General features: G+C 67.1%; 9 protein-coding genes. 4 read left to right on the forward strand and 5 right to left on the reverse strand.

Features of this window, described 5'->3' with window-relative positions; translation table 11 throughout:
- Nucleotides 1–15: 15 nt before the first annotated feature.
- Nucleotides 16–1,356 (reverse strand): Hsp70 family protein, encoded by a 1,341-nt coding sequence (locus OVA11_RS10570; RefSeq protein ID WP_268067344.1) that lies wholly within the window; start codon nt 1,354–1,356, stop codon nt 16–18.
- A 153-nt stretch (nt 1,357–1,509) separates the two neighbouring features.
- On the opposite strand from OVA11_RS10570, the gene OVA11_RS10575 reads away from it, so the two are divergent.
- The gene (locus tag OVA11_RS10575) at nt 1,510–2,691 is read left to right on the forward strand and encodes an NAD(P)/FAD-dependent oxidoreductase (protein ID WP_268067346.1); all 1,182 of its coding nucleotides are present in this window, start codon (nt 1,510–1,512) and stop codon (nt 2,689–2,691) included.
- 133 nt (nt 2,692–2,824) lie between these two features.
- Here the strand turns inward: OVA11_RS10575 and OVA11_RS10585 are convergent, their stop codons facing one another.
- Nucleotides 2,825–5,011: a DEAD/DEAH box helicase gene (locus tag OVA11_RS10585; protein ID WP_268068941.1), complete on the reverse strand. Its 2,187-nt coding sequence runs from the start codon at nt 5,009–5,011 to the stop codon at nt 2,825–2,827.
- Between the two features lie 271 nt (nt 5,012–5,282).
- A complete protein-coding gene (locus tag OVA11_RS10590; protein ID WP_268067347.1) occupies nt 5,283–5,696 on the reverse strand; it encodes a DUF1761 domain-containing protein in 414 nt (137 codons plus the stop codon).
- Nucleotides 5,697–5,867: 171 nt separating this feature from the next.
- Here OVA11_RS10590 and metG point away from each other — a divergent pair, with 171 nt between their 5' ends.
- Nucleotides 5,868–7,577, forward strand: a complete 1,710-nt coding sequence (metG, locus tag OVA11_RS10595; RefSeq protein ID WP_268067349.1) for a methionine--tRNA ligase — start codon at nt 5,868–5,870, stop codon at nt 7,575–7,577.
- Nucleotide 7,578: 1 nt separating this feature from the next.
- Nucleotides 7,579–8,793: an MFS transporter gene (locus tag OVA11_RS10600; protein WP_268067350.1), complete on the forward strand. Its 1,215-nt coding sequence runs from the start codon at nt 7,579–7,581 to the stop codon at nt 8,791–8,793.
- Between the two features lie 13 nt (nt 8,794–8,806).
- On the opposite strand, the gene cysN is transcribed toward OVA11_RS10600, so the two are convergent.
- Both cysN and cysD read right to left on the reverse strand, forming a co-directional pair.
- Nucleotides 8,807–10,714: a sulfate adenylyltransferase subunit CysN gene (gene cysN, locus OVA11_RS10605; RefSeq protein ID WP_268067351.1), complete on the reverse strand. Its 1,908-nt coding sequence runs from the start codon at nt 10,712–10,714 to the stop codon at nt 8,807–8,809.
- A complete protein-coding gene (gene cysD / locus OVA11_RS10610) occupies nt 10,714–11,694 on the reverse strand; it encodes a sulfate adenylyltransferase subunit CysD (protein ID WP_268067352.1) in 981 nt (326 codons plus the stop codon). Before cysD ends, cysN begins: the two co-directional genes overlap by 1 nt.
- Nucleotides 11,695–11,912: 218 nt before the next feature.
- Between cysD and OVA11_RS10615 the strand changes: the two genes are divergently transcribed.
- Nucleotides 11,913–12,131 carry a hypothetical protein gene (locus tag OVA11_RS10615; RefSeq protein WP_268067353.1) on the forward strand — a complete coding sequence of 73 codons (219 nt, stop codon included), beginning with the start codon at nt 11,913–11,915 and terminating at the stop codon, nt 12,129–12,131.
- Nucleotides 12,132–12,257 lie beyond the last annotated feature (126 nt).

Here is a 12,257-nt window from a genome sequence, read left to right on the forward strand (position 1 = left end):
TGCGGCGAAGAGGACCTAGCCTGCGCGCATCGTCCAGAGGTCAAGATCCGCCTCGCGGCCGATCAGGGCCAGGCCCGAGGCGATCGACTCGAACTCGCCGCCGGTCTCGATCTTGTCCGCCCCGAAGCGGCGCAGAAAGATCTCGCGCACCGCCGGCACGAACGAGCTGCCGCCCGTGAGGAACACGCGATCGACGCCCGCCTCGGTGAGGTCGGCTTGGTCCAGGGCCTGGCCGACCGCCGTCTCGATCGCGGCCAGCTCGGGCGCGATCCAGGCCTCGAACTCCGTGCGCGCCACGGGCTTTTCGATCCGCACTGAGCCCGCCTCGAACCGGAACGTCGCCTGGTCCTGGCTCGACAGCGCCTCCTTCAGCGCCGAGACCGAGCGATAGAGCGCATAGCCGTGATTGCCGTCTAGAACCTCGATCAGCGCGGCGATCTTGTCGGGCTCGACCGCCGTCCGCTCCAGGGCGCGGATATCGCGCATGTCCTTGGAGGCGCGCAGCAGGGCCAACTGATCCCAGCGCGCGAAGGCCGCGTAGTAGCGCTGCGGTATCGGCAGGCTGTTGGAGAACGACCGGTAGTCCGAACCCTTGCCCAGCTCCGGCGAGACCAGCTGGTCGATGATCCGGTAGTCGAAGGCGTCGCCGGCCACGCCGACGCCTGAGCGCGACAGCGGCGTCGAGCGCAGCGTCCCGTCCGCCGCGCGCTCGAACCGCACGAGCGAGAAGTCGCTGGTGCCGCCGCCGAAGTCGGCCACCAGCACGGTGGCGTCCTGCTTCAGCTGTCGGGCGAAAAAGAAGGCCGCGCCCACCGGCTCATAGGCGTAGCGGATGTCGCTGAAGCCCAGGCGCTGGAAGGCGGCCTCATAGCGCGTCAGGGCCAGCGCCTCGTCCGGCGAGGATCCCGCGAAGGTCACCGGGCGGCCGACGATGATGCGGGGCGGCAGCGCCGCCAACTGCTCGCCGGCATGCTCCTTCAGACGCAGCAGGAACGCGGCCAGCAGATCCTCGAACTGGTAGCGCTTGTTGAGAATGCGGGTCTCGGTAAAGGCGGCCGAGGCGGCGAAGGTCTTGAACGACTGGATGAACCGCGTCTCCAGCGGATCTTCCAGATAGGCCTCGATCGCCCAGGGGCCGGCCTCGACCACCCGCTCGTTCGCCGCCTCGCCCACGCCCTGGACGCTATGGAAGCTGAGCGCCGAGCGGAAGGCGAAGAGGTCGCGGTTGTTGATCGAATAGCGGACCAGCCGCGCCTGATCATCGCCCAGGGTCAGCGAGACCACGGTGTTGGTGGTGCCAAAGTCGACGCCGATGGTCGGCGCGCCAGGGGCCGAAACGGGAGAAGCGGCCGTCATGGAGGGGCTCGATCAATTCTGGGCGGGAGGGGGCGAGCGTCGTAACGCCTTCCGCCGGAAGGTCAAGCCGATGTGGCGGTTCGCCGCCCTTGGATCAGTTGACTTGCGCGGCCGCCTCCGCTCGAAGGAGGGCCAGCAGAGAACGGATAAACCTTGGAAACCTTCGACGTTGTGGTGATCGGCGCGGGCGCGGCCGGCATGATGTGCGCCATCGAGGCGGGCAAGCGCGGGCGCTCGGTCCTGGTGATCGACCACGCCAAGGCGCCGGGCGAGAAGATCCGCATCAGCGGCGGCGGCCGCTGCAACTTCACCAACACCGGCGCGTCGATCCATAACTTCCTGTCGGCCAATCCCAAGTTCGCGCTGTCGGCCCTGCGGCGCTATCGCCCGCGCGACTTCATCGCCCTCGTCGAGCGCTACGGCATCGCCTACCACGAGAAGACCCTGGGACAGCTCTTCTGCGACGGCTCGGCCAAGCAGATCATCACCATGCTGCTGACCGAGATGAAGGCCGCCGGCGTCACCCTGCGGCTGGAGACCAGCGTGGAGAGCGTGGCCAAGGCTGCGTCCGGATTCGAGGTCTCCCTCTCTTCAGGCAAGGTCGCCTGCGCCTCGCTGGTCGTGGCCAGCGGCGGCAAGTCGATCCCGAAGATGGGCGCGACGGGCTTGGGTTACGATATCGCCAGGCAGTTTGGCCTCAACATCATCGAGACCCGCCCGGCGCTTGTGCCCCTGACCTTCGAGGCGGGCATGCTGGCGCGTTTGACCCCGCTCTCGGGCGTGGCGCTGGACGCCGTGGTCGCCCACGGCAAGACCAAGTTCCAGGAAGGCATGCTGTTCACGCACCGGGGGCTGTCGGGCCCCTCGATCCTGCAGATCTCGTCCTACTGGCGTGAAGGCGACGAGATCCGGGTCGACATGGCGCCCGGCGTCGACGCTCTGGCGGCGCTGAAGGCCGCGCGCACCGCCACGCCGCGTCAGGCGGTGGCGACGGTGCTGGCGACCCTGCTGCCCAAGCGCGTCGCGCAAGTGATCGCCGAGGGAGAAGCGTCCGATAAGGGCAACATCGCCGACTGTTCGGACAAGGTGCTGGGTCGGCTGGCCGCTGCGGTCAACGCCTGGACCTTCAAGCCCGTCGGTTCGGAAGGCTATCGCACCGCTGAAGTCACGCTGGGCGGGGTCGACACCGAAGGGCTGGACTCCCGCACCCTGGAGGCCAAGGCCGTGCCCGGCCTCTATTTCATCGGCGAGGTCGTGGACGTCACCGGTTGGCTGGGTGGTTATAACTTCCAGTGGGCCTGGGCGTCGGGGTGGAGCGCCGGGCAGTCGGTGTGATCAAAATCCTCCCCCTGTGGGGGAGGCGGCCGAAGGCCGGAGGGGGGAAGTGTTGCAGGGCTTGCCTCTTCCCCCTCCGTCGTCTCTTCGAGCCGACACCTCCCCCGCGAGGGGGAGGATTTTGCATCGCTAACTACTTCTTCTTGAACGGCTTACCGGCCGGCTTGCCGCCGGGCTTGGCGTCGAAGCTCTTGGCCTTGAAGGGCTTGGGGCCCCTGAACGGCTTGGCCGGGCCGTCGGCGTCGCGCTTGCCGGCGTAGGGCTTGGCACCCGGGGCCTTGGCGTAAGGCTTGGGACCGGCGGCGTTGTCGCTGAAAGCCTTCTTGAAGGGCTTCTTGGACGCGTCGCCATCAGCGCGCGGGGCGCGAGGCTTGAACTCACGCGGCGCGTCGGCGCCGGCCTCGTGGCGCGGCTTGAAGGCGCGCTTGGGCGCGCCTTCGGAGTCCTGCGGCGAGTACGGACGCGGCGCGTCGTTGTCGCGCGGCGCGCGGCGCGGCTTGTAGTCGCCCTTGGGCTCTTCGCCACGGTTGTAGGGTTTGGCGTTACTGAAGCCGTCGTCGCCGAAGCTGGACGGGCGCGGGGTGTGATCGCGCGAACCAGGGGCGTTGGCGCGCGGCGAGCGCGGCGCGTCGTCACGGTCACGCGGCGGGCGCGGCGTGAACTCACGACGCGGGCCGGCTTCGCGCGCCGCCGGCGCCGTGGTCGGCGTAATCGAGACGTCTTCGCGCACGGTGGTCTGGACCGCCGCGCCGAACTTCACCGCCGCCTCGTTCGAGATCTCGAACTTGGTGTCGTAGTCGAAGATCCGGATCGCGCCGATGTCCTTCTTGGTGATGTGGCCCAGGCGGCAGATCATCGGGATCAGCCATTTGGGATCGGCGTTGCCGCGACGGCCCACGCTGATCCGGAACCACTCCGAGCCTTCCATGCTGACGCGCGGTTCGCGCTCGGGGCGCTCCCCAAACTCGCGCGGCTCACGCGAACGCGGGCCCGGATCAGCGCCGTGGCGCGGATCGTCATAGATGTCTTCCGGCGAAGGCAGCTTGGCGCGGCGGGTGCGGATCAGGGCGGCGGCGATCTCGACCGGGGTGCGCTTGGCCAGCATGGCTTCGGCCAGGGCGATGTCCTCGTCGGTCGAGGTCTCGCTGAAGATCGGGTCCTCGAGCAGGCGCTCCTGGTCCTTCTCGCGGATCGAGTCGGCGCTGGGGGCGCCGCCCCAGTCGGCTTCGACGCCGGCGGCGTACAGGAGCTGCTCGGCCTTGCGGCGGCGGGTGTAGGGGACGACTAGGGCGCTGACGCCCTTCTTGCCCGCGCGGCCGGTGCGGCCCGAACGGTGCAGCAGCGTGGCCTTGTTGATCGGCAGCTCGGCGTGGATCACGAGGCCCAGGTCGGGCAGATCAAGACCGCGTGCGGCGACGTCGGTGGCGACGCAGACGCGGGCGTGACCATCCCGAAGAGCTTGCAGGGCGTCGGCGCGCTCACGCTGGGACAACTCGCCCGACAGGCCGACGACCGCGAAGCCGCGCTCGCGCAGCTTGTTGTGCAGGCCGCGGACGCTCTCGCGGGTGTTGGCGAATACCAGAGCGCCGGGGGCTTCGAAGAAGCGCAGCAGGTTGACGACGGCGTGTTCGACCTCGTTGGGGGCCACGCGCACGGCGCGGTACTCGATGTCGCGGTGCGGTTCGTTGCGGCCGATGGTGTCGATGCGGACGGCGTCGTTCTGATAGCGCTTGGCCAGCTCAACGATGTCACGCGCCAGGGTGGCCGAGAACAGCAGGGTGCGACGCTCGGCCGGGGCGGCGTCGAGGATGAACTCGAGATCCTCGCGGAAGCCCATGTCCAGCATCTCGTCGGCCTCGTCGAGGACGGCGACCTTCAGCTTGGAGAGATCCAGGTGACCGCGCTCGATGTGGTCGCGCAGACGGCCCGGCGTGCCGACGACGATGTGGGCGCCATAGTTCAGCGCGCGCTGTTCGCGGCGGGCGTCCATGCCGCCGACGCAGTTGATCACCGCGGCCTTGGCCTCGGCATACAGCCAGCCCAGCTCGCGATTGACCTGCATGGCCAGTTCGCGGGTCGGGGCGATGACCAGGGCCAGCGGCTCGGCGGCCTGACCGAAGGTCTCGGCGTCGCCCAGCAAGGTCGGGGCGGCCGCGAGACCGAAGGCGACGGTCTTGCCAGAGCCCGTCTGGGCGCTGACCAGCAGGTCGCGGTCGGCGGCGTCTGCGGCCAGCACGGCGGCCTGAACGGGGGTGGGCTCTGCGTAACCCTGAGCGGCGAGAGCCCGCTCAAGAGCGGGGTGGGAGGCGGGGAAGGGCATATGGGTCCAGTTCACGTCTGCGGCCGCACACAAACACGTGCGGCTCGCGCCATGACCAAATCGGGCCCCTTTGAAGCCTTGAACGCTTCCCTCGGACCGCTTCTTGGTCGAATTCCAACAAAAATAGCCCCCTTCCGCCGCCGAAGCGACACGAAGGGGGCTCGATGAACGACCTTATGCGCTTGTTGCGGTGCAAAAAGCAAGCGCGGTCGTGTGAGGGGCGGATTTGTCGCGGGTCGGGCTGGGCCGGTCTCGCTCCTGCGGCGGGAACTCAGGCCGCCTTCGGCTTGCGCTTCAGACCGCCCAGCAAGGCGCCGGCGACCGTGTAGGTCACGACCTGATAGCCGCCGTCGATCAGCAGCAACGAGAGCGTACCGGCTGCATAGATGTAGTTCAAAGCCGCCACGGTGAGCGCGAAGCAGACGCAAGCCGCCAGAGCGACCTTGGCCCCGGCCATATAGCCGCTGGCCCCTAAGCGACGGATCAGCCAGTCCAGACCCAGCAGGATGACGATCATGTTCAAGACGCCCAGACCCATCTTCCAGTCCTGGCCGACGAAGTCCGCCTCGGTGAGGCTCTGGGCCTCCATCCAGGCGGCGCTGAAGAGGTTGCCGTACCAAATGACGCCGATCACCTGACCAGCGATAAGGGCGACGACAAGGCCCAGCCAGTTTACCTGTTTCATCGATGTTTCCCCCCGAAACGACTGGATCACGCATCATGGTCCCAGCTTTCGTCAGGCTGATCCCAAGAACGCTGTTCGGTCAATCGGCTTGCGCTTTCGTTTCGGGCGCGAGCCTTCTATATGCGGACCCTTCCAAGCGTTCTGTAGACTCCCCCGAAAGGCCGCGCCCTCATGGCTCGCATCCTGATCACCTCCGCCCTGCCGTACATCAACGGCATCAAGCACCTGGGGAACCTCGCGGGCTCCATGCTGCCGGCGGACGTCTATGCGCGCTTCAAGCGGGCCCAAGGCCACGAGACGCTCTACATCTGCGCCACCGACGAGCACGGGACGCCCGCCGAACTGGCCGCCGCCGCCGCCGGTCAGGACGTGGCCGCGTACTGCGCCGAGCAGCACGTGCTGCAGCACGACGTGGGCCGCGCCTTTGGCCTGTCGTGGGACCATTTCGGCCGCTCATCCTCGCCGCAGAACCATCGCCTGACCCAGCACTTCTGCCAGGCGCTGGAAGATCACGGCCTGATCGAGGAACGCATCGACCAGATGGTCTATTCGGTCGACGACAAGCGCTTCCTGCCCGACCGCTATGTCGAGGGGACCTGCCCGCACTGCAAGTTTGAGAAGGCGCGCGGCGACCAGTGCGACAACTGCGGCAACCTGCTGGACCCCACCGACCTGATCGACCCGTACTCGGTGATCTCGGGCTCGCGGAACATCGAGGTGCGCGACACCAAGCACCTCTATCTGCTGCAGACCAAGATGCAGGACAAGATCCGCGCCTGGGTCGACAGCCACGCCGACTGGCCGCCGCTGGCCCGCTCGATCGCCTACAAGCACCTGGACGAGGGCCTGATCGATCGCGGCATCACCCGCGACCTGGCCTGGGGCATTCCGGTGGCTCAGGACGGCGTGCCGCGCCCGGGCTTCGAGGAGAAGGTCTTCTACGTCTGGTTCGACGCGCCGATCGAATACATCGCCGCCACCCAGGAGTGGGCCGAAGGCTCGGCTGATCGCGACTGGACGCGCTGGTGGCGCACCGACGCCGGCGCCGACGACGTCCGCTACGTGCAGTTCATGGGCAAGGACAATGTGGCGTTCCACACGGTCAGCTTCCCGGCCACGATCCTCGGCTCCGAAGAGCCGTGGAAGAGCGTCGACATGCTCAAGGCCTTCAACTGGCTGAACTGGTACGGCGGCAAGTTCTCGACATCGAACAAGCGCGGCGTCTTCATGGACGCGGCCCTGGAGATCCTGCCGCCCGACCTGTGGCGCTGGTATCTGACTGCCAACTCGCCGGAAGGGTCGGACACGGCCTTCACCTGGGAGCAGTTCGCCAGCGCCGTGAACCGCGACCTGGCCGATGTGCTGGGCAACTTCGTCAACCGCATCCTCAAGTTCAACGAGAGCAAGTTCGAGGGCGTGGTCCCGGCGGGCGGCGAGCCTGGTCCGCTGGAGGAAAAGCTGTTCGCCGACGTCTCGGCGCGTCTGGCGGACCTTTCCGAACAGATGGACGCCATCGAGATCCGCAAGAGCGCCCAGGCGCTGCGGGCCCTCTGGGTGGTCGGCAACGAGTATCTGCAGGAAGCCGCGCCGTGGACCGCGATCAAGACCGATCGCGACCGCGCCGCCGTCATCGTCCGCACCGCGCTGAACCTAGCCGCGCTTTACGCCAAGATCTCGGCCCCGTTCATCCCGTTCGCGGCCGAGAAGATCGGCGATGCGTTCGGGCTGGCTTTCCCGGCCGCCTGGCCGTCGAACGACGCCAAGGCCGAGCTCGACACCCTGAGCGTCGGCCAGTCGATCACCGTGCCGGAGGTCCTGTTCAAGAAGATCGAGGACGAGCAGATCGCCGAATGGACGGCCCGCTTCGGCGGCGCGGAGTAAGGTGACGGGCGGCGCGGACAGGACGGAGGGGCAGGGGCTTTCGACCCTGGTTCGCCTGTGCCTGTTCTACGCCGCCATCTTCCTGAGCTCGGGCGTCAGTCTGCCGTATATCGGCACCTATCTGCGCGATCGCGGCATGAGCGGCGGCGAGATCGGCCTGATCCTGGCCATACCCCTGCTGCTCAAGCCCTTCACGGGACCGGTGCTGGCGGTCTGGGCGGACGGTTTCACCCTGCGCCGTACGCCCATGGTGCTGCTGCTGCTGGGCGCGGCGATCGGCTATGGCGCTCTGCTGGGTCCGGCGAACCTCTGGTGGTTCATGCTGGCCTGGTTCGTCGGCCAGACCTTGCTGTCGACCGTTTCACCGTTGATCGACGTCATCACCCTGCGCCGGGCGCGGGTCGAGAGTTTCAACTACGGCATTCCGCGCGGCACAGGCTCCAGCGCCTTCATCGCGGCCAATCTCGCCATGGGGGCGATCCTCACGTTCGCGGCGCCGACCATCATCGCCGTCTGGATCGCGGCGGCCTGCCTGTTCGGGGCGGTGGCGGCTGCGACCCTGGTGCCGCCCGAGCGCGTCCACGCCGAGGGCGCCAAGCCGCCGCGGGCCGAACGCTGGAACGGCTTGTCCGATCTGATGCGCAACCGGACCTTCGTGCTGGCGGTGGTGACCGCCGGTCTGATCCAGGGAGCGCACGCCTTCTATTACAGCTTCTCGGCCATCCTCTGGCGCAAGCAGGGGATCAGCGAGCCGATGATCGGCGTGCTTTGGGGCGTGGGCGTCGCGGCCGAGGTGGCCTTCATGTGGTTCCTGGAGCCGCTTCGTCGCCGTTGGGGACCGGAGCTGTTCCTCGTGCTGGGCGCGGGCGCCGCGGTACTGCGGTGGACAATCTACGCCTTCGAGCCGCCGCTTTGGGCGCTGTTTCCGCTGCAGATGCTGCACGCCCTGACCTTTGCCGCCTCGTTCCTGGCGTCGTTGCGGCTGATCGAAAAGCTAGCCCCGCCGTCCGCGGCCTCGCCGGCCCAGGCGATCAACTCGGCGCTGTCGTCGGGCTTCACCTTGGGCATCGCCACCCTGGCGTCCGGCCCGCTGTTCGACGCCTTCGGGGCGTTCGGCTATCTGGCCACCGCCGGCATGGCCCTACTGGGCCTGGCCGGCGCGATCCTGCTGACAAGGCGGGCGCGGAGCCTGTCGTCCGACAGGCTCCGGTACTGACCCGGCGTCGTAGCTAGATGGTGTAGTCGATTTCCTGGCCTTCCAGCCAGGCGACGATCCGTTCGGCCGCCTCGACAGGATCGATCGCGGTGGTGTCGATGCGCAGCTCCGGCGACTCCGGTGCCTCATAGGGACTATCGACGCCGGTGAAGTTCTTGAGCTGGCCCGAGCGCGCCTTCTTGTAGAGCCCCTTGACGTCCCGCGCCTCGGCGACGGCCAGCGGCGTGTCGACAAAGACCTCGATGAACTCGCCGGGCTCCAGCAGGTCGCGAGCCAGTTGGCGCTCCGCCCGGAACGGCGAGATGAAGGCCGTCAGCACGATTAGGCCGGCATCAACCATCAATTTGGCGACCTCGGCCACCCGGCGGATGTTCTCGACGCGGTCCTCCTCGGTGAAGCCGAGGTCCTTGTTCAGCCCGTGACGGACATTGTCGCCGTCCAGCAGATAGGTGTGGCGGCCCAGGGCGTGCAGGCGCTTTTCGACCAGATTGGCGATCGTCGACTTGCCCGCGCCCGACAGACCCGTCAGCCAGACGACCTGGCCGCGTTGGCGTTTCAGCGCCGCCCGCGAGACCTTGGTTACATCTGTGTGCTGCCAGTGGATGTTGTCGGCGCGCCGCAGGGCGAAGTTGATCAGGCCTGCGCCAACCGTGCGGTTGCTCAGCCGGTCGATCAGGATGAAACCGCCCATCTGACGGTTTTCGGCATAGGTCTCGAACGGGATCGCCTGGTCGAGCGACAGGTTGCAGACCCCGATCTCGTTCAGTTCGAGGCGCTTGGCGGCGGTCTTCTCCAGCGTGTTGACGTTCACGCGGTGCTTGATGTCGGTGATGCTGGCGCCGACCGTGCGCGCGCCGAGCTTCAGCAGGTAGGTGCGGCCCGGCGGCAGCGGCTCGTCGTCCATCCAGACGAGGGTGGCCTCGAACTGATTGGCGACGGGGGCGGGCGCGTCGGCGGCGGCGATCACGTCGCCGCGGGAGATGTCGATCTCGTCTTCCAGGGTCAGGGTGACCGACTGGCCGGCTACGGCCTGGTCGAGATCGCCCGGCAGGGTGACGATGCGGGCCACGCGGCTTTCGCGGCCCGAGGGCAGGGCGCGGATACGGTCGCCCGGCTTGATCGAACCCGAGGCGATCAGGCCCGAGAAACCTCGGAAATCGAGATTGGGGCGGTTGACCCACTGGACCGGCATACGGAAGGGCTTGGCCTGCAGGTCGTCCTCGACCTCCACAGCTTCGAGCCAGTCCATCAGGATCGGGCCATCGAACCAGGGCGTCGCTTCGCTGCGGGTCGCCATGTTGTCGCCGCCGAGGCCTGAGATCGGGATCGGGGTGAATACCGACAGGCCGATTTGTTCGGCGAAGGCGCGGTAGTCGGCGACGATGGCGTCGAAAACGGTCTGGTCCCAGCCGACCAGGTCCATTTTGTTCACCGCCAGCGCCACGTTGCGGATGCCGAGCAAGGACACGAGATAGCTGTGGCGACGGGTCTGGGTCAGCACGCCCTTGCGCGCGTCGATCAGGATCACGGCCGCGTCGGCGGTCGAGGCGCCGGTGACCATGTTGCGGGTGTACTGCTCGTGGCCGGGGGTGTCGGCGACGATGAACTTGCGCTTCTCGGTCGAGAAGAAGCGGTAGGCCACATCGATGGTGATGCCTTGCTCGCGCTCGGCGGCCAGACCGTCGACCAGCAAGGCGAAGTCGATCGCGCCGCCTTGGGTGCCGACCTTCCTGGAGTCGGCCTCGAGGGCCGCCATCTGGTCCTCGAAGATCATCTTGCTGTCGTACAGCAGGCGACCGATCAGGGTGGACTTGCCGTCGTCGACGCTGCCGCAGGTGATGAAGCGCAGCAGCGACTTGTGCTGGTGCTGGTGCAGGTAGGCTTCGATGTCCTCGGCGATCAGGGCGGATTGGTGGGCCATCAGAAGTACCCTTCCTGCTTCTTCTTCTCCATCGAGGCGGACTGGTCATGGTCGATGACCCGGCCCTGGCGCTCGCTGGTGGTGGTCAGCAGCATTTCCTGGATGACCTGGGGCAGTGTGGCGGCGGTGCTTTCGACCGCGCCCGTCAGCGGGTAGCAGCCCAGGGTGCGGAAGCGGACGCTCCGCATCTGCGGGACCTCGCCGTCGCGCAGGCGGAAGCGGTCATCGTCGACCATGATCAGCGCGCCGTCGCGCTCGACCACCGGCCGCTCGGCGGCGAAGTACAGCGGTACGATCGGGATGTTCTCCAGGTGGATGTACTGCCAGACGTCCAGCTCGGTCCAATTGGAGATCGGGAAGACCCGCAGGCTTTCGCCAGGATGCTTGCGCGTGTTGTAGAGATTCCAGAGCTCGGGGCGCTGGTTCTTCGGGTCCCAGCGGTGCTCGGACGATCGGAACGAGAACACCCGTTCCTTGGCGCGGCTTTTCTCCTCGTCGCGGCGGGCCCCACCGAAGGCGGCGTCGAAGCCGTACTTCGAAAGGGCCTGCTTGAGACCTTCGGTCTTCCACAAATCGGTGTGGACCGCGCTGCCGTGGTCGAACGGGTTGATCCCCCGGGCCTGAGCGTCGGGGTTCTTGTGCACGAGAAGATCAAAGCCCAGTTCCGAGCCGATCCTGTCGCGCAGCGCGTACATGTCGCGGAACTTCCAGGTCGTGTCGACGTGCAGAAGCGGGAAGGGCGGCTTGCTGGGATAGAACGCCTTGGCCGCCAGATGCAGCATCACCGCACTGTCCTTGCCGATCGAGTACAGCATGACCGGGCGCTCGCACTCGGCGGCCACCTCGCGAAGGATGTGGATGCTCTCGGCCTCCAGTCGCTGCAGGTGGGTCAGGCGGGCCGGCGTGATCGCCAATTGTGTCAGATCGGGCGTCATCGGGTCCGGCGGAGAAGCGGCGGGAGCGTATTGGGTGAAGGCCAAGGCGAGCGTCCGCAAGGAAAGAGTGTTCAGGCGCAACTTGGGGGAAGGTCCCAAGGCCTAGGCTGGCACCTAGGGCCGAGCGACGGTTGCGACAACCATCGGAATTCTAAGGGCGCTGTCAGATGCCGTGGAGCCGTCTTGTACGCCCATCGGCCTTTCATGACCAAAAGTTCACTCGCCTGCTTTGCGAAATGCTCGCATAACGCCGCTATGGGGTCGTGAGGCGAGCTATGGGCTTCCTGGCGGAAATGTTGGCGGTTGCGGTGGTCTGGCTGTCGACCTTCGCGCTTTGCCAGTTCGGCTTGGTTCTCGATCATGTCCGCCCCTCGAAGGCTGAGAGTACTCAAGCCCGCACCGTCAATCGCACCCGCGAAGCCGCCATGCGTCCCGCGCCTGTTGATGTGAAGCGACCGGCGGCGGCTCATAGCGACACGTGAAAGCCGCGCTCTGGCGTCGCAACTCCTGAAAACGCAACCAAAGCCGCTTTTCGCCAAGGCTTTTCACCGTTAGGTTCATGCGACACGCGAAGGTGGGGTCCGGCGCGCGACTGTTTAGCGCGCCCC

The sequence above is a fragment of the Caulobacter sp. SL161 genome (assembly GCF_026672375.1).
In the GTDB taxonomy this organism is placed as follows: Bacteria; Pseudomonadota; Alphaproteobacteria; order Caulobacterales; family Caulobacteraceae; genus Caulobacter.

Coding starts and splice junctions, on each gene's coding strand:
- OVA11_RS10590 (WP_268067347.1), bottom strand. CDS start 5,696: ATGAAACAGGTAAACTGGCTGGGCCTTGTCGTCGCCCTTATCGCTGGT.
- cysN (WP_268067351.1), bottom strand. CDS start 10,714: ATGGCCCACCAATCCGCCCTGATCGCCGAGGACATCGAAGCCTACCTG.
- OVA11_RS10585 (WP_268068941.1), bottom strand. CDS start 5,011: ATGCCCTTCCCCGCCTCCCACCCCGCTCTTGAGCGGGCTCTCGCCGCT.
- OVA11_RS10570 (WP_268067344.1), bottom strand. CDS start 1,356: ATGACGGCCGCTTCTCCCGTTTCGGCCCCTGGCGCGCCGACCATCGGC.
- metG (WP_268067349.1), top strand. CDS start 5,868: ATGGCTCGCATCCTGATCACCTCCGCCCTGCCGTACATCAACGGCATC.